The 17,747-nt window shown below is 54.4% G+C and carries 16 protein-coding genes; 9 read left to right on the forward strand and 7 right to left on the reverse strand.

Translation table 11 applies throughout. The features are described from left to right. Nucleotides 1-5: 5 nt before the first annotated feature. From FOE74_RS06165 to FOE74_RS06175, 3 genes are all read right to left on the reverse strand, one after another. Nucleotides 6-473, reverse strand: coding sequence for a MaoC family dehydratase (locus FOE74_RS06165; protein ID WP_149097721.1), 468 nt, complete (start codon nucleotides 471-473; stop codon nucleotides 6-8). Between the two features lie 608 nt (nucleotides 474-1,081). Beyond that, nucleotides 1,082-2,077: an OmpA family protein gene (locus FOE74_RS06170; RefSeq protein WP_225840704.1), complete on the reverse strand. Its 996-nt coding sequence runs from the start codon at nucleotides 2,075-2,077 to the stop codon at nucleotides 1,082-1,084. A gap of 286 nt (nucleotides 2,078-2,363) precedes the next feature. Next, complete coding sequence (locus tag FOE74_RS06175; protein ID WP_149097722.1) at nucleotides 2,364-3,074, reverse strand: OmpA/MotB family protein; 711 nt, start codon at nucleotides 3,072-3,074, stop codon at nucleotides 2,364-2,366. Nucleotides 3,075-3,717: 643 nt separating this feature from the next. On the opposite strand from FOE74_RS06175, the gene accD reads away from it, so the two are divergent. The 3 genes from accD (at nucleotide 3,718) to FOE74_RS06190 (ending at nucleotide 6,387) form a co-directional block, all read left to right on the forward strand. Next, nucleotides 3,718-4,614, forward strand: a complete 897-nt coding sequence (gene accD / locus FOE74_RS06180; RefSeq protein ID WP_149097723.1) for an acetyl-CoA carboxylase, carboxyltransferase subunit beta — start codon at nucleotides 3,718-3,720, stop codon at nucleotides 4,612-4,614. Between the two features lie 211 nt (nucleotides 4,615-4,825). Next, entirely contained in the window at nucleotides 4,826-5,545 is a 720-nt protein-coding gene (locus FOE74_RS06185; protein ID WP_225840705.1) for an OmpA family protein, read from the forward strand. Between the two features lie 185 nt (nucleotides 5,546-5,730). Continuing rightward, complete coding sequence (locus FOE74_RS06190; protein WP_149097724.1) at nucleotides 5,731-6,387, forward strand: hypothetical protein; 657 nt, start codon at nucleotides 5,731-5,733, stop codon at nucleotides 6,385-6,387. Between the two features lie 41 nt (nucleotides 6,388-6,428). Here FOE74_RS06190 and FOE74_RS06195 read toward each other — a convergent pair whose 3' ends face one another. Continuing rightward, nucleotides 6,429-7,103, reverse strand: coding sequence for a DUF2238 domain-containing protein (locus tag FOE74_RS06195; protein ID WP_149097725.1), 675 nt, complete (start codon nucleotides 7,101-7,103; stop codon nucleotides 6,429-6,431). A 97-nt stretch (nucleotides 7,104-7,200) separates the two neighbouring features. Beyond that, entirely contained in the window at nucleotides 7,201-7,923 is a 723-nt protein-coding gene (locus tag FOE74_RS06200; protein WP_149097726.1) for an MBL fold metallo-hydrolase, read from the reverse strand. 166 nt (nucleotides 7,924-8,089) lie between these two features. Here FOE74_RS06200 and FOE74_RS06205 point away from each other — a divergent pair, with 166 nt between their 5' ends. The 6 genes from FOE74_RS06205 to FOE74_RS06230 all read left to right on the forward strand — a co-directional run bounded on the left by FOE74_RS06205 (nucleotide 8,090) and on the right by FOE74_RS06230 (nucleotide 15,257). Then, entirely contained in the window at nucleotides 8,090-8,749 is a 660-nt protein-coding gene (locus FOE74_RS06205; RefSeq protein WP_225840706.1) for an endonuclease III domain-containing protein, read from the forward strand. Nucleotides 8,750-9,287: 538 nt separating this feature from the next. Further along, the gene (locus FOE74_RS06210) at nucleotides 9,288-11,735 is read left to right on the forward strand and encodes a TonB-dependent receptor (RefSeq protein ID WP_149097728.1); all 2,448 of its coding nucleotides are present in this window, start codon (nucleotides 9,288-9,290) and stop codon (nucleotides 11,733-11,735) included. Between the two features lie 518 nt (nucleotides 11,736-12,253). Continuing rightward, the gene (locus FOE74_RS06215) at nucleotides 12,254-13,234 is read left to right on the forward strand and encodes a radical SAM protein (RefSeq protein ID WP_149097729.1); all 981 of its coding nucleotides are present in this window, start codon (nucleotides 12,254-12,256) and stop codon (nucleotides 13,232-13,234) included. A 241-nt stretch (nucleotides 13,235-13,475) separates the two neighbouring features. Then, a complete protein-coding gene (locus FOE74_RS06220) occupies nucleotides 13,476-14,000 on the forward strand; it encodes a gamma carbonic anhydrase family protein (protein WP_149097730.1) in 525 nt (174 codons plus the stop codon). Between the two features lie 43 nt (nucleotides 14,001-14,043). Continuing rightward, entirely contained in the window at nucleotides 14,044-14,841 is a 798-nt protein-coding gene (locus tag FOE74_RS06225) for an alpha/beta hydrolase (protein WP_149097731.1), read from the forward strand. A 131-nt stretch (nucleotides 14,842-14,972) separates the two neighbouring features. Next, nucleotides 14,973-15,257 (forward strand): hypothetical protein, encoded by a 285-nt coding sequence (locus FOE74_RS06230; protein ID WP_149097732.1) that lies wholly within the window; start codon nucleotides 14,973-14,975, stop codon nucleotides 15,255-15,257. Nucleotides 15,258-15,282: 25 nt separating this feature from the next. Here the strand turns inward: FOE74_RS06230 and FOE74_RS06235 are convergent, their stop codons facing one another. Both FOE74_RS06235 and FOE74_RS06240 read right to left on the reverse strand, forming a co-directional pair. Beyond that, entirely contained in the window at nucleotides 15,283-16,707 is a 1,425-nt protein-coding gene (locus FOE74_RS06235; RefSeq protein WP_188686453.1) for a glycoside hydrolase 5 family protein, read from the reverse strand. A 305-nt stretch (nucleotides 16,708-17,012) separates the two neighbouring features. Beyond that, the gene (locus FOE74_RS06240) at nucleotides 17,013-17,597 is read right to left on the reverse strand and encodes a Pycsar system effector family protein (RefSeq protein WP_149097733.1); all 585 of its coding nucleotides are present in this window, start codon (nucleotides 17,595-17,597) and stop codon (nucleotides 17,013-17,015) included. Nucleotides 17,598-17,747 lie beyond the last annotated feature (150 nt).

Consider the following 17,747-nt stretch of genomic DNA (forward strand, 5'->3'; position numbering starts at 1 on the left):
CGGTACTAGGAGTTGAAATGGTACAGAAACGTGATTACGCCGGTGTAGGCGGGTTTTCTGCTGTTCTCAATCTCCATGGTCACTTCCAGGCGCGCTTTGATCACGCCCCTCAGGTCTTTGGCCGAAAGCAGTTTTACGCGCAGGCGCAGCGCACTGTTCACGTTGACGGCCTGGTTGAACCGCAGGCTCTCAATCTCATAGTTCACCTGCATTTTCAGGTTCTCAATGGAAATGATCTGACCCCACAGGTAGGGCAGGAGCGAAACGGTCAGGTAGCCGTGGGCGATGGTGCCCCCAAAAGGCGACTCGGTCTTGGCCCGTTCGGCGTCCAGGTGAATCCATTGGTGGTCCAGGGTGGCCTCGGCGAAGAGGTTGATCTGCTCCTGGGTGATGGTGTGGTAGTCTGAAACCCCTATCTCAGTTCCTTCATACTGCTGTAAGTCGGCGAAACTGCGGATGATAATTTTGCTCATGAAGGTATCTTCTGGTCTTGAATCGTGAAAACAGGTGAAAAACGGGCAATGCCACGCTAAAGGTACTTTCTTTTCTGAGTTTGTGAAATAGCAGGCACCGCAGGGCCACCCACAGTAACGCATAAGCCTAAGCGCCTCCCACATTATTCAATTGGTAAACACCCGCCAAACCACAGGAAGAAGAAAACCAGAACGCCAGCTTTAAAGGCCGGCGTTCTGGCGGTGTTTTCTGGAATACTGCTTAAAAACAGCATTTCCCATCTTAGACCTCCCTAAAAAAGAAGGCCATTTCTCCCGTTCCCCTACGGAACGGAGGGGAACGGGCAGAATAGCAGTTGCAAAGCATTCCTTCCAACTTGAAACTCCCACTACCCACAGCATCAGGTACTCCTTCGTCCCCCTTTGAAGGGGGTAGGGGGATGAGTGCTCTTGCAGATCAGGCATTCCCAAGAAGCATTTCAACCTCCTATGGCGATCATTACTCCTGCTGCTCAAGGAATTCTGAGAATCGACCTGCTCTTCGCCCAGGGCCGGCAGATGGTTCTTCTACTGTCCTCCTCATCCCCCTACCCCCTTCAAAGGGGGACTGAACGCGAGGCTATGTTCTGTTAATTCGCTTCCAGAATCTGGAACAGCTCGTCTAGCTTGGGCGTGAGGATGATCTCGGTGCGGCGGTTTTTCTGGCGGGCCTCAGCGGTTTTGGCGGCATCAAGGGGCACGTTCTGGGCGCGGCCCGACGGCGTGATTTTGGTGCCCGCCAATCCGGCGTTGGTCAGGATACGGGTGATTTCAGTTGCTCTTAGCACGCTCAGGTCCCAGTTGTCCTGCATGCCCACGGTGCCGCGGGCCACGGGTACGTCATCGGTGTGGCCTTCCACCACCACGTTCACGTCTTGCTGGTCTTTAAGGGCGGTGGCCAGTTTGCGCAAGGCGTCCTGACCTTTGGCATCTACCTTGGTACTACCGGATTTGAACAGCAGCTGCTCAGAAAGCGACACGTACACTTTCCCGTTTCTAACGTCCACGGAGAGGTCTTTGCTGTTAAAGCCCAACAGAGCGTTGCTCACCTTGGTGCGCAGGGCGTTCACGGCTTTGTCTTTCTCAGCCAGGATGCGCTCCAGCTCGTTCAGGCGGTCTTCGCGCGATTTCAGGTCTGAGCTCAACTGGTCTAACTGGGAGCGGTTCCTGGTCAGGGTCTCGTTCAGTTTCTTGAGTTCCTCTTCACGGCGGGCCAGGTCTTTAGACAGCTTGGAAGACTCCAGCGCGCTGTTGGACATGAGGCGGTCATGGTTTTTGATGAGCTTGTCATACGTGGTGCTCAGGTCTGAGTACACCGACTGGGTTTTGCGGAGCGTGTTGCCCAACAGGGTGGTGTCGGCGGCCAACTGGGCGCGGGCCTCGGTAAGGTCCGTCACTTGCCGGGAGAGTTCTGAGCGCTCTTTGGTAGTTCTGGAAAGGGCGCTCTGGGCATCGGCTTTTTCGCGCTCCAGCTTTACTTTCTGGGCCAGCAGGGCGTTGTATTTATTGGTGGTGGTGCAGGAACCCAGCAGAAAGGTGCTCAGCAGGGCCACGCTGGCGTACTGGTAAAAGGTGTGTTTCAACATGACAGGGCTTGGTAAAAAGTATAAGGCAGATGTTTGGGGTTTAGTGGTTTCTTACCAATGGGCTGGTAAAAAAGCAGTGGGTTTGGTGTTGGGTTCAAGGGGGCTCTGAGTTCAAAGATAGAAGCTAAACGTTCTCTCCCAAAGCGTAACGGCATGTTTTTAAGCCGATTGACCGAAAACAGGCCCAAAACAAAGAAGCCGGACGTTTGGCCCGGCTTCTTTGATGAATGATGTTTCCTTTCAAGATGCTCTCTTGTAAAGGAAGTATTGGACAATACCAGTGAAACTAGTTTGTCTGGATCAGTTTCAGGATCTTCTCAAAGTTAGGTGCCAAGATGATCTCTGTGCGGCGGTTGCTTTGGCGGGCTTCCGGGGTGCGGGTCATGGCCACCGGGGTGTACTGTCCGCGGCCGGCCGGAACCACCATTTGCGGCGGAACCCCGTTGTTGATGAGCAAGCGGGTGATCTCGGTGGCTCTGAGTACGCTCAGGTCCCAGTTGTCTTTGTAGGTGACGTTGGCAGAGGCTACCGCTACGTCATCGGTGTGGCCTTCAATCATGATCTCCGTGTCGCGCTGTGACTTGATGGCGCTGGCCAACTTGCCCAAAGCCGACTGCCCGTTGGGGTTCACTTTGGTAGAACCAGAGGCGAAAAGGAGTTTCTCTGGCATGGTCACGTACACTTTGCCATCTCTTACGGCTACGGTGAGCCCTTGCTCCTTGAAGCTGGCCAGGGCCTCGTTCACAGAGGCGCGCAGTTCATTCAGGATTCTTTCTTTCTGGGCGATTTGTTGTTGGTACTGCGCCAGTTTGGCGTCACGGTCACGCAGATCAGCGTTGGCTTGTTCTAGGCTGCGCTGGGCCGCAGTTTTCTCTTGTTCCAGCGCATTTTTACTTGCTTCCAGTTCTTTGTACTTCTTAGATGAGACACAAGACCCAAGGACAGCTGCTCCTAAAACCAAGGCGGCGGCGGAAGAGGCGAAACGTGTTTTCTTCATAGGTGGCATTAATTATATAAGTGTAAGGAATGGTGACAAAGGTGATCAGTCTGGCGGGAAAACCGGGACTCCCCGCCAGACCTTGCCTTGCAAACGGACACAAAGAAATAATAATTGCCTCTATAAAGCCAATTTACTTTGCACATTAGGTAAGTGGCTATGCAGTTGACGGTTAATTCAATAGGTATCTTTTGGAAAGCTACCACGGCACCGGCGGTGCCTCTTTTCCAGGTTTCACCGGTCTTTTCCGGGTTTTAAGGCCGAACCTTGGAGCAGGGACGGTCGGGTAGGGGAGCAGAAGCTTTCATTGAAAAGGAACGGCCTGCCGTTCTTATGGAAAAGAAGCAGGTTGATAAAACGTAACAGGCTTTAAATCAGTAAAATATCTAAAGGTAAAGAGTGGCAAGCCCGATGGGGAAGTGCCGCTAACCAGCGTTTCCGGCGTAGGGCTTCAACGGCGTTTACCCGCCAGGGAAAACAAATGACCTTTAAATAGAGTACGCACACACTGGAGAAGAAAAGGCGCGTTTTACGCAGGGGTTAGGGAGCTATCTTTTCTTTTTTATCTTTGCACGTTTATTAGTTACTGCTTGCGGTTTCCCCACTGGAGGCTTCATTGTTGAAAAAACCTTTAGAGCATCATATGTCTTGGTTTAAAAGAGTAGAAAAAGGGATCGTCACCCCAACGGAGCAGAAAAAAGAAACGCCTGACGGTCTGTGGCACAAGTGCCCCGAGTGTAAGACCGTTATCAGCACGGCTGAGCACCGGCAACAACTGTATACCTGCCCCAAATGTGATTTCCATGACCGCGTCAACTCTCAGGAGTATTTTGAGATCCTGTTTGATGAGAACCAGTTCCAGGAGTTAGATGCGCACCTGAGTTCCTCAGATCCGCTTAATTTCGTAGACACCAAACCGTACCCAGACCGCATTCTTGCCACCCAACGCAAAACCAACCTGAAAGACGCCGTGCGTTGCGCCCACGGCACCATCCATGACCTGGACCTGGTGGTGGCCTGTATGGACTTCAACTTTATTGGGGGCTCGATGGGCTCAGTGGTAGGGGAGAAAATCTCCCGGGCCATTGACTACAGCCGCCAACACAAGATCCCGTTCCTGATGATCTCCAAGTCTGGCGGGGCGCGCATGATGGAGGCTGGCTATTCTTTGATGCAGATGGCCAAGACCTCTGCCAAACTGGCGCTGCTGTCAGAAGAGAAGGTACCTTATATCTCCTTGCTCACAGACCCCACCACCGGGGGCGTGACCGCCTCGTTTGCCATGCTGGGCGATTTCAATATCTCAGAACCAGGGGCCCTCATCGGCTTTGCCGGACCAAGGGTGATCAAAGAGACCATTGGCAAAGACCTGCCCAAAGGCTTCCAGAGCGCTGAGTTTGTGTTAGAGCACGGTTTCCTGGATTTCATTGTGCACCGCAAAGAACTGAAAAAGCGCATTGCTGACCTGATCACGCTTCTGCGCCCCCAAGAGGCCGCCGCCCCTGAAGAGGCCCTGGCCAAGAATGCTACGGTTAAATAATCTTGCTCTCCGGCTACAACCACAAAGAAAGACCTGTCTCTTACCAAGGCGGGTTTTTCTGTTTTTGTCTGGCACGATTATTATAGAGATGCCCATAGACGCGAGATGATATATCTGAACATTTTATGAATAAATCAGTATGTATCTCCGTTGTTGATCTAAACCCATTAACATCACTTTAAGCTTTATTTTCACCCAAAAACCAAACACTATGAAAATCTTGAAAGGAACATTCACCGCCATGTTAGTAGGAAGCTTGCTTTTCTCTTCCTGCAAATCAAGCCAAACGGCTGGCACCACTGATACCAGTACCACGCAGAAAAAAGGCATGAACAAAACCGCCAAAGGGGGTATTCTGGGCGCCGGTGGAGGTGCCGTGCTAGGTGGTATCATTGGCAAGGCCACAGGCAACACCGCCCGCGGAGCCATCATTGGCGCTGCCGTAGGGGGAGCCACCGGTGCGGTGATTGGCCGTCGTATGGACAAACAAGCCGAGGAACTGGAGCGTGAAATGAAAAACGCCCAGGTAGAACGCGTAGGCGAGGGTATCAAAGTGACATTTGACGCCGGTCTTCTGTTCCCTACCAACTCTGCCACCCTGCAGGCATCTTCCAAGGCTGACATCCAGAAACTAGCCGAGACCCTGAAGAAATACCCAGGTACCAACGTGCTCATTGAAGGCCACGCTGACAACACCGGTAATGACGCCATCAACCAGCCGTTGTCTGAGCGCAGAGCCCAGTCAGTAGCCAACTACGCCATTTCATTGGGAGTAGAGCCCAACCGCATGCAGACCCGCGGGTACGGTTCTACCCAGCCCGTGGCTGACAACTCCACCGCTGCCGGCCGTCAGCAGAACCGCCGCGTAGAGGTAGCCATCTTTGCCAGCGAAGAACTGAAGAAAGCCGCTGAGCGTGGTGAGATCAAATAAGAAAGCACCTTCTGCTTTTTTGAAAGGCTAGCCGTTTGGCTAGCCTTTTTTTTATGCCTTTTTTATGCCTGGGGGTAAGCTGATTGAGGCCTGTTTTCGGGAAAACGCCGGGAAAGCGGCCTGGGGCAGAGGCTAACCTAAGGCGGTTCTTCGCGTTTAGGGAGGAAACCAATGGGGAAAAGAGAATGGAGAACTTCACAAAATCACTCTTTCTATTACTTTCGCTGTCTTTGCTGGGGGCCTGTGACCGGGTAAAAGACAAAGAAGCCGTAGCCGACCTGCCCAAGACCTCCGTGGAAGATACCCTGGTGCTTGCCCCAGATACCCTTGAGATAGACACTACCCTCACAGAAACGGACTTCGGCCCCGGCCAGGAAGACCAGGCTGCCCGCTACGGGGAAGAAAACTACCGCGAGCCGGCAGCAGGTAGTGAATCTGCCACGGCTTCCGCCGGAAACGCCTCAGCAGAAACCAGAACCTCCCAGTCTTCCGCCGGAAGCACTACCCCAGTGGTAGCCTCCGGAGCAACCGCTTCGGGTAAAAGCGCTGAAACGGCTAAAAGCACTGGAACCGCTCCGGCCAGGAAAAAATACGTGCGGCCTTCCAGGGCGCAGTTGCAACGGTCATTGGCCGCAGACGCCCGCCGGTCTAACCGCCTGGATCTGCCCCAGCTCAAGAATTACTGGCTTACCCGGCAACATTATTACCGCCGCGCCTCTAAAGAAGTGAAGTACGTGGCCGGTGACACCAAGATCAAGATCTCCCCGGAAGAAACCAAGATAGAAACGCCGCGCGGAAAAGTGAAGATTGAAGGGAGTGACATCAAAGTGAAATACGACTAGCCTTCCTGCTCTTTCGCCCAGCCTAGCGCGGGAATCCTGTTTTACGCCTGTTTTACCCGAACCGGCCTTGAAACAGGCTTCCCGCGCTTCTTTTTGCGGGAAAGAGCCACCGCCAGCATGGTGAGCAAAGCCCCCAGCAAGGCCACGGCAATGTCCTTCTGGGCGTCCCAGATATCGCCTTGGGTGCCTAAATAAGCCATGCCCTGGGCGGGGAAGAAAATATCAGCCACTGACCATTCCATCAACTCATAGAAAGCGCCCAGGCTCACGGTCAAATCAACGGGCAAGGCATAGGTGAAAAACGGCCGCATGGAGGTGAGTCGCCAGAACACCTCGTTCATGGGGTACGCCAGAAAGAACCCAAACCCGAAGTGCACCAGCCGGTCATAATGGTTGCGTTCCAGTTGCAGCTGGTCCTGAACCCAAAAGCCGAAGGGGTTCTGAGCGTAGGTGTGCTGGGCGCCGTACGCGTGCAGCATCAAAAACAGAAAGATGCAGGTGTAGCTGAAGTCTGAGAACCTGAAATGCTTGTAGAAGGCCACCAGAAAGATGATGGCCGTGAAGGTGAGGGTGTTTTCCAGCCACCAATTCTTTGAATCTGAGGTGGTAAAGCCGGTATACGCCCAGAAGGCCGTGAAAATGACCACATAAGCAATCAAAAGCGGGTTGCTGCGGAAATGGGTAGTTTCTTGATCAGTGGTAAAGGTGAAGGCCATGCAGGGGTGAGGGCTTTGTTTCAAAGAAAGGGGCCAGAAACGCCAGAGAGGCCGGTAAGCCCATGGCGGGTTCTTTTGGGGTAAGCGGAAGGGACGGCTACCGATGGGCCTCTTCCAGCTGAGAAGTGATCATCAGCTCTGGTTGGTGGTACACCAAGGGCAAAGGATTGTCCTCGGGGTTCTGGGTAGGATCACAGTGGTAGCCGTAGAGCACATAGTCCTGCGCCAGGGGAATGAGCTTCTTGTAATAGGTATGGGCCGTGTTCTCCTGTGAGAAGGTGAGGTCATGGAACACGGTGGTGGCTTTGGGGGGCATGCCGCGCAGAAAAGCGAAAAGCGGCTCTGGCTTGCCAATATCCCCTGAAAACACAAACCGGTCGCCATCGGGCTCCTCAAAGATGTAGGCATAGGTCTGCAGCTTCTCGGCGTGGAGGCCATAAGTGTCCAGAGCGGTGATGCCCGGCACCTCAGAAAGGGGCACAAAGTCTACGTACGTCTCTGGCTTCTGCAACTGGAGCCGCAGGAACTCATACAGCTCATCCCTGAAATCATCATCTGGGTAGAGAATGGAGGGCCGGCAATTGGGATTGAAGTAGTGGCAATGCAGCAGCACGTTGGCCAGGCTGCCCGTGTGGTCATTGTGCAGGTGGGTCAGCAGAATGTAAGTGATGCCCCGGGTGAGCTGGAATTGCCGCAGGGTGGGGTAAACGGTAAAGCCGCAGTCAAGGAGCAGGGTCTGCCCCTTGAATTCCACTAATGCAGCAGAGTTTCCATAGGCAATGTCAAAAGCTCCGCCTGTTCCTAAGAATCTGAATTTCATAGTCTTCCGGTAAAACGTAATACCATTTTGGGTTCCCTCACGGGAGGAGGGGCCGTTACGCAAACTTTACCATCGGGGGCTCGTTTAGGAGGTGAAAAGCATGGCTATGGCGCAGGCACAGCAGCATCTTTCCCCTCCAGAAAAGATATGGCAAGTTCATATACGGTTGAACGAGGTTTTCGGCCATCTTTCGGGCCATCCGCGCCGAGACCCCATGCGGGAGTTGATCTCCACCATGCTCTCGCACCGCACCACGCACACCAATGAGGAGAAGGCCTACTTCCAGATGCTGGAGAAATTCCCTATCTGGCAAGCCGTCATGGACGCCCCCGTGGAAGAACTCACCCAGGCCCTGGCGCCGGCCGAATTCCCGGGGGCCAAGGCCCTCAACATCCAGAAGGCCCTGCGCCTTATCCAGGTCGAGCACCCTGATTTCTCACTCGATTTCCTGCACGACCTGGACGTTCCCCAGGCCATGGCCTGGCTCATGGTCCTGCCCGGCGTTGGGTTGAAAACCGCTACCCTGGTGCTTTTGTTTAATTTCCAGAAGCCGGTGTTTCCCGTAGACACGCACGTGCACCGCATCAGCCAGCGGGTGGGGCTCATTGGCGCCAAGGTCACCCATGACAAAGCCCACCAGATTCTGCTGGACATGCTGCCCAAAGACGCCCTGGTACTGTACAACCTGCACCGCCACCTGCTCAAACACGGCCAGAAGATCTGTACCTGGCACAGTCCTAAATGTGAGGTTTGCGTGCTCCAGAACCTCTGTAACTATTACGCAGACGTACGGAGCAAAGGCATTGATTTGCCTTACAAAGGTTGAAAAGGGTGCCTACTTTATAGCAAATCAATTCAGGCTTGTTTTAGGAGAAACTGCCAGAAAACGGATCTCGTGCTTGAGAACACTGGATCAAGAAAGCGTGCCAAACCGAATAGATAGTTCCACCATCTCTTTTAAGACGCGTTTCCAGAAAAGAAGCCTAAAGCAGGCATCAGGTTTTTCTGAGTTAGCTGACGGTGCCCTGTTTAGGCGCAAGAAGGGAGCATGAAAAGGTTTAGGAGAAAGACAAAAAGCAGCCTAAAAACAACCCAGGGGGAAGATCTTAGAGGGCGAGCCGAAACCTGAGCTGAGAGATTCTCTAGCCGGTTTCAGGGCTGTTTTTAGGAAATTGCGCCTCTGTTCAAACCAGCGGGAAGTCTAGCTTAGAGAGCTAACATATGCATGGTAGTTTTCTGGCTTTTTTTGAGATTAAACGCCTAAAACAAACCAATAGCAGCAAGCCAATTTAGTGATGGCGCTAAACAAAATGGCTATTTTCCGGTTGCCAAGCATAGATTCTTTGTTGCTTTCCTCTACTCCCATGAGAATACTTTACGTGCTGTTTTTCGTGCTTTTTTCCGGAACCATGCTCCAAACCCATGCCCAGACCATAGGCCGGATCACCGGGGTGGTGCGCGATAAAAACACGCAGGAACCCATCATTGGCGTCACCGTGAGCCTGGAGGAAACTACTCTGGCCGCCGCCACTGATGCCCAGGGCCGCTACCGCCTGGACAACATCCCTACGGGCAGCTACAACCTGAAAGCCTCTTACTTGGGGTATGAACCCGTCACGCGCTACAACGTGCCCGTGACCTCAGGCAATGCCCTCACCCTGAACCTGGACCTGACACCGGGCCAGAACCGGTTAGAGGAAGTGAACATTACCGTGGACCGGTCTATCCGGGTGGCTACCGTGGAGACCCCGCTTTCGGTGCAAAGCCTGAGCAGCGAGGAGATCAAGAGCAACCCGGGCGGTAATTTTGACATCTCGCGGGTGATTCAGACGCTGCCGGGGGTGGCTGGGGCGGGCAGCACCGGCGCCGGTTTCCGGAATGACATTGTGATACGGGGCGGCGGGCCGAGCGAGAACGTCTTTTTCCTGGATGGCATTGAGATCCCGGTTATCAACCACTTTTCCACGCAGGGCAGCAGCGGCGGGCCGCAGGGCATTTTGAACGTGTCGTTTATTGAAGACGTGACCCTGAGCACCAGCGCCTTTGACGCCCGCTATGACAATGCCCTCTCCAGCGTGTTCCAGTTCCGGCAGCGCGACGGCAACCCAGACCGCCTCCAGGGCAACCTGCGCCTGAGCGCCACCGAGCTGGCGGGCACCCTGGAAGGTCCGTTGGCGCCTAGAACCACGTTTCTGGCCTCGGCCCGAAGGTCTTATCTGCGATTGCTCTTCAAAGCCATCGACCTACCCATTCGTCCTAATTACTGGGATTTCCAGTACAAGGTCACCCATCAGTTGAATTCTAAAACCACGCTGACCGCGCTTGGTATTGGGGCCATTGATGAGTTTAGCTTTGCCACGCCTAAAGAGAGTTCCCCGGAGAAAGAGTACGCGCTGCGGTCAAACCCGCTCATCAACCAGTGGAACTACACGGTAGGGTTCAGCCTGAAACGGTCCTTGGAAAACGGGGTAGTGCAGGTATCCTTGAGCCGGAACGTGTTTGAGAACCGGCTGGATCGCTTTGAAGACGCGCAGTATGGTGATGAGTCCAGGCGGTTGCTTAAGTCCCGGTCGCAGGAACGGGAAAACAAGCTGCGGGTAGACGTGAACCAGTTTCTGGGCGGCTGGAAATTCTCTTACGGAGCCTTGGGGCAGTACGTGAGCTATGACAACCGCTTTTTCAGCCAGCTTCGGCAGGAAGTGAAAGACGCCAACGGCAACGTGGTGCAGCCCCGGGAAACCATCGCCTTTGACACCGACCTCTCTTTCCTGCGGTACGGCTTGTACGGGCAGGCTTCCCGCAGCTTCCTGGAAGACAAACTCAGCCTCTCCCTGGGCGTGCGTTCTGATATGAATTCCTTCACCACCCGCGGGAACAACCCTCTGGAAACGCTTTCGCCCCGGCTCTCCGGTTCCTACTCCTTAACGGACCGCTGGAAACTGAACGCCTCAGTGGGCACCTATTACCGCTTGCCCATTTACACGGTGCTGGGGTATAAAGATGCGGCGGGCCGGTACGCGAACCAAGACAGCGAGTACATACGGTCTACCCATTACGTGGCGGGGCTGGAGTTTCTGCCCACCACCGCGAATCGGATCACGGTGGAAGGGTTTTACAAAAAATACAGCCAATACCCGGTCTCGGTGCGCGATGGGGTTTCCCTGGCCAACCAGGGCATTGAGTTTGGCGCCATCGGGAACGAAGACGTGGTGAGCCTGGGCAAAGGCCGGGCCTACGGCGCCGAGTTCTTTTTCCAGCAGAAGCTGACGCGGGGGCTTTACGGCCTGTTTTCCTATACCCTGGTGCGCAGCGAGTTCACAGGGCTGGATCAGGACAACTACGTGGCCTCGGCCTGGGATAACCGGCATCTGGTGTCGGGGTTGCTGGGTTGGCAGTTCGGGAAGAACTGGGAACTGGGCGGCAAGTACCGGTTTGCTGGCGGTGCCCCGTACACGCCCTTTGACCTGGAAGCCTCGCAACGGAACTACGCCTCTTTGGGCACCGGCCTGCTGGACTATGACCGCCTCAACACGCAACGGTTACGCTCGTTCAACCAACTGGATGTGCGCCTTGACAAGAAATGGAATTTCCGGAGGACCACCCTTGACCTGTACGTGGATGTGCAGAACGTGCTGCGTTTCAAAGGCCCGTCGCTGCCCCAGTACACCTTCCAGCGTACCGCCGAGAACACCGGTTTCGCCACCACAGACGGCCAGCCCTTGCGCCCAGATGGTTCCAACGGTATCCCGCTTCTGCTAGACGAAGACGATGTGACGTTCCTACCCACCATAGGTTTCGTGCTGGAGTTTTAGGTTGGGTATTTAGGCTGTTTTCAGAAAAAAAGGCTAAATCTGCAATGAACCCACGCATTTCGTCCCCCCTTTGAAGGGGGTAGGGGGATGATTAATCTTGGTGATCATAGCGCTCCTGAGTATCATCTTTCATATGTTTTGCTCATTTGGATTTATAAATCCGAATGTCGCCTGTCGGGGATTTATCAATCCCCTTTTTAGTGTATCTCGAGTAATGGGGATTGATAAATCCCCGACAGAGTGTTTCGGGATTGGTAAATCCCGAACAGCCCTAGCACCTTTTTCATGCTACTGCTATTGTCGTTGCTATTATTCACGCCCTTGTCATCCCCTACCCCCCTTCAAAGGGGGACGCAGGAGCTCCTGGTATATGAAATGATATAAGCGGTTTTTTCCCGATTTTCAGAAAACAGCCCAACATTAGGGGAGGCCAGGTCATGGGCTTGCCACCGGCGGCGTCTTAATCCCGTATGCAATGCGTACCTTGCACCTGGCAAGGCCGCCGTGACCCCAAGCGTATGCGTTTAATTCCCCATCCAGTCCTCTGTAATTACTATGTGACGTACCGCTGCAACGCCAAGTGCTCGTTCTGCGATATCTGGGAAAAACCGTCTCCTTATATTCAGCTGGAAGATGTGCGGAAGAACCTGCGCGACCTCAAAAAACTGGGGGTGAACGTGATTGACTTTACCGGCGGGGAGCCCTTGCTGCACCGCCAGATAGATCAGTTTCTGGAAGAGGCGCAGAAATTGGGCTTTATCACCACCCTCACCACCAACGGACTACTCTACCCTAAGTGGGCCGAGCGGCTGAAGGGAAAGGTAGACATGCTGCACTTCTCCCTGGACTCCGCTGACAAAACCGAACACGATACCGGCCGGGGCGTGGCTTGCTTTGATTTCGTGCTGGAATCTATAAAAGTGGCCAAAAGCCTGGGCGAACGCCCCGATATCCTGTTCACGGTCTTCAAGCACAACCTGGACCAGATAGAGCGGGTGTACCAGGAGATCTGCCTGCCCAACAACCTCATGCTGCTCCTGAACCCCGCCTTTGAATACAACCAGGTAGAAACCGGGGAACAACTGTCGGAAGTTGAACTGGATTACCTGGTGAAGTTCAGCAAGCAGAAGTGGGTGTATCTGAATGAGGCCTTCGTGCAACTGCGCAAGGATGGGGGCAACCACATAAACAAACCCGTGTGTAAAGCCGCCAGTTCTACCCTGGTCATCTCCCCGGAAAATGAATTGGTGCTGCCGTGCTACCATCTGGGCACCCAGAAGTTTCCCATCGCAGGCAACCTGCACGCGCTCTATGCTTCTAAAGAGGTAAAGCAACTCATCGCCCTGGAAGGGAAACTGCCCGCCTGTGAAGGCTGCACCATCAACTGCTACATGCAACCCAGCTTTGCCGTGGAGATGAACCGCTACTGGTGGAAAGCCCTGCCCAGCACCCTCAAATACAGCCTCCGCAAAGGAACCTGGAAGAAGATGCTGTCTTAAGGAGCATCTGGCAAACAAGGCCTAGAGGAGGGGAGCCAGTCTACTGGATTTACCGGCTATTTTAGAAAAGGCACCAACCAACAAAAGGGTCCAGTGCCCTCTCTTGTATGGTAAGGTTTCAGGGCTATAATCCTGAAAAGAATAGGAAAACGCGGGTGTGGCGCAAAAGTTAATGGTTGCCTTTTTATCTTTGAGTAACGTCTGGTACAGATTTCTATACCCCAATTTTACTATACCCGCTATGCCCATTCTTCTACCCGTCAAAGGAATTCGCCCTACCTTGGGGGCCAACTGTTTTATTGCCCCTAATGCCACCCTTGTAGGAGACGTGGTGCTGGGCGACCAGTGCACGGTGTGGTTCAATGCCGTGGTGCGCGGCGATGTGAACCTGATCCGCATCGGCAACAAGACCAACATCCAGGATGGGGCAGTTATCCACTGCACCTACCGGAAAACGGGCACCGTGATTGGTAACAACGTGAGCATTGGGCACAATGCCATCGTGCACGGCTGCACCATCGCTGACAATGTGTTGGTGGGCATGGGTGCCATTGTCATGGATAACGCGGTGGTGCAGGAGCATTGCATTATTGCGGCCGGGGCGGTGGTGTTAGAGAACAGCCTCTGCGAGAGCGGCTTTATCTATGCCGGGGTGCCAGCCAAGAAAGTAAAAGCATTAACCCAGGAGCAGATCATCGGCATGGCCCAAACCGCCGACAACTATGTGTTGTACGCCAGCTGGTTCCAGGAGGGGGAGGGCGCCTAACCTCTGTTGCTTACGTAGTACCCTGGTAGGTAACCCTTAACCAATGGCAGAAGTGGTGTGGAGCATTCTCAAAACAGTTCTTTTGTTGTATCTGGCGGTCTGCGTACTGGTGTATTTTTTCCAGGAGAAGCTTATTTTCTTCCCGGAAAAACTGAACCCGGATTTTACCTTCCGGTTTCCGGCCCCTTTTGAGGAAATACGGCTGAAAACGCCAGACAACACGCAGCTCCACACCCTGCTGTTCAAGGCAGAAAAACCCCAGGGCGTAATCCTGTACCTGCACGGCAACGCCGGCTCTTTGCGCTCCTGGGGCGAGGTGGCGCCTATCTACACCAGCCTGGGGTATGATGTGCTGATCCTGGATTACCGAGGCTACGGCAAAAGCGAGGGGAAAATCACAAGCCAAACCCAATTCTACCAGGATGTACAGACCGCTTATGATGCTTTGAAGACCAAGTACCCCGAAAGTGACATCGTTATCCTGGGCTATTCCATCGGGACTGGCCCCGCTGCCCATCTGGCCTCCGTGAACCAACCCCGGCTATTGATCCTGCAAGCGCCTTACTACAGCCTGGGTGACTTGATGCGGAAATACTTTCCGGTGATTCCCGCCTTCCTTCTGAAATATAGGTTTGAAACGCACCGGTACCTCAGGAACTGCCCGGTGCCCGTGGTCCTTTTTCACGGGGAACAAGATGAAATCATCCCGTATGCGTCCTCGCTTAAACTTAAGGAGGTACTCAAGGAAACCGACCTATTGTTCACCTTGAAGGGGCAGAGCCATAACGGCATGAGCAGCAACCCCGCCTATCTGGAAGCCCTGCGCCGGGTGCTTAGGTAAACCACCTTCACCCTTGGGCGGGTGGAGAGGCAATCACTTTAGGCAGTCATGGGGTATAGGCCATTTTCAAGGCTTTTTTCAAAAACCACCTTAAAAACAACATCGGGGCCTGGCCGCGCCGTAAAAGGCTCATGGATTTTGCCAAGTTTCAGGAAAGTTTAACCCAAGCCGCTCCTCCGGCCCAGGCCTCTGTGTACCTGCAGGCCATGTGGCTGGAGGCCCAGGGAAAATGGGAGGAAGCCCATGCGTTGATCCAGGACCTGCCAGACCAGAAAGCCGCCTGGGTCCACGCTTACCTGCACCGCAAAGAAGGCGATCTCTGGAACGCCGACTATTGGTACCGCCGGGCCAACCAGAAAAGGCCGTCTGTCTCTTGGCAGGAAGAATGGCAGCAGTTGGTGCTGGCCTTCCTGTAACCACATTCCTTTCCCGCTACTTCTCTCAGGAGACCTTTACAATAGCCACGGCTACATCGGTCCGCACGTTGGCCAAGGTGAAGGTGCAAACCGTTCCTTGGGCCTGGGCCTCCAGTTGCTCCAGCGTGGTGCCCGCCAGGGTGTGGAAAGTGGTCACGCGGTAGCGCCCGTCTGGCAGGCCCGGCACCTGCACCTCTACGGTGAGGGCCGGGGCCGCGGGGTTCATGAGGCGTTTGCGTTGGTAGAGGGCATTGGTGCGCAGAAGCCACACCACCGCCTGCCGGTCATCGGCGCAGCCGAAAACGGCGAACGAAGGTTCTGAGACCTTTATCTCCTGGTTCAGGTTTCTCCTCCGGAAGGTAGACCACTGAATCAATTCCAGAAAACGGGCCATGTGCTTCTGGGCCACCCGCATGCCGGGCGTGAGGGTATGCGGGTGCCGGTTAGGCCAGCGCATGCCGCCACCCGCCGCCCCGGAGGCCATGTGCGCCCACTGGATGTGCCGGAAATACTCATCGTCAAACTCGGGGGCCAGGGTGTGCTTGCGGTCTTTGAACAGGTGAATGGGGCCGTGCTCGCTGTCAAAGAACGGCCGGTTCTGGGGAGTGTGCTCCAGCGCCTCGCGCACCAGTTCGCCTACCTTGATGGCTGAATCTACCGTGTTTTTGGGATAATCTATGGTTTTGGAGTCATAGAAATGGGTGCTGGAGAAATCAAGCAAGGGGTGCCGGAAAATGGTGTCGGCCACGTCTGGGTGCGTGTGCAGGATGGGCCCAAAGATAGAAACCGTCTGCGGGTGCGAGCGGCCGTAGAGGCGCATTTCCAGATCGCGTACGTGCTGGCTCAGTTGGGTAGCCACCGGCGCGAACTGGGCCGAGCTGTTGCCCATGTGGGCGGGGTGCATCTCGTTCCATAAGTCCCAGGCAAACAAGACGCCGCTGCCGCCCCAGCGTTCCACCACAAACGTCAGGCGGGCTTTGATGGCTTCCAGGGTGTTGGGGCAGAGCAGCCATTGGCCTCGCCCGGCGCAAGGCCCGCCCAGGTTTTTGTTGTAGGGGTGGTGTTTCCACCTGAGCCACATCCAGAAGGTGTCAAAGGGCGTGAGCAGGATGCGCAGGCCATACTTGGCGCAGAGCGCGAACAGGTCATCCCAGAGCCGGACCATGTTGGGCGCGAATTTACCCACCGGCTTCTCAAAATACCGGTTCTCGCCTTGGGCGTACTCCAGCATCAGGCGCAGGCAGGTCACCCCGTGGGCCGACAGGTACGCCAGGTATTCCTCTACCGCGGGCAGGTTCTTCCGGCGGAACAGCCCTTCCAGTTCGGGCCAGGTGATGGCATCGTTCTGCCCAATGGGGGTCCAGGGCTGGCCATCTTCGGTGATAAAATAGGGGGCATCAGGTGCGACTTGTATCCAGGGGAGCGACGGGTGGGGAACAGGGGACTGCATTAAAAAACGGAAGTTCAGGTAGTAGACAATAGAACGACTGCGGGCGTCAGGGTATTTAGGTGATTACAGACCAAGAAACGGCTTGCTCAACGGCGGCCGGGGCTTGGCGGTGTAAGGCCTTTGAACGTAAAGCGCCCGGCCAGGGATGGCGAATAAATACTATTAAATGCTACGGGGTCTAATTAGTAGGAAAAGCGAGGCTGAAAAGGCTGGGGCAAACACAAACCCTTTTCCTTTTCGGCCTGTTTCCAAAGAAACGGGCCTGAAAAGGAAAAGGGCGGTTTATAAGAAGTGTCTGTTAGCGCTTAGAAAAATAGCTGGGTCACCACAAAGGAAAGCACCGAGATGATAAAGCCTACCATGAAGAAGAAATAGGCAAACCGGAGGCTGGTGTATTTCTTCTGGAGCACCAGGCCTAAGTGGTAGTTGTCTTTGATCATGGAAGAATAGAGGGTCTTGGAATTGCGCATCATGTCCAGGATGCCTGTCTCGTATTCCAACAGGCTCATGCTGTGGTAGTCACCGAAGAACATGAGGTTGACCTTCTCGGCGGCCGGGTCTTGCCGGGCCGGCGCGTTTCGCTTGATGCGGGGCATGGTGACCAGAATGGCCAGTACCATGGTGCTCAGGGAGGTGAACAGGAACAGGATGCTGGGGACCAGTAATTTGGGCTCTGAGTCCAGTTTCCTGAACAGCACCGATAGCAGGATAGAGACAATGATGGAATTGATGGTCAGCAGAATATGGGCTTTGTTGTCGGCCATGTCGCTTAGACGCATCTGGTTGGCGGCCGTAATCCGGAACATGGTCTCCACGCCCCTTCTTGATTTATCAGGTTTCCCCTCTTTCTTAGTTTGTTCAGGGCCAATGCCCTCCTTCACTTCAGCCATTGCGCTGTTAATTAGTACGTAGGTAAGGTAAGCAAGGCAACAGGGGTTGCCAGGGGCGGGCAAGGTGAAATAGGCTACCCGCGGTTCCCTCTGCTATACTTAATTTTGGCGTTGTGGTTGAGAAAGAAACTTATATTTCTTTGACGCCGA

It is taken from the genome of Rufibacter glacialis (genome assembly GCF_008271745.1).
Taxonomy (GTDB): Bacteria; Bacteroidota; Bacteroidia; order Cytophagales; family Hymenobacteraceae; genus Nibribacter; species Nibribacter glacialis.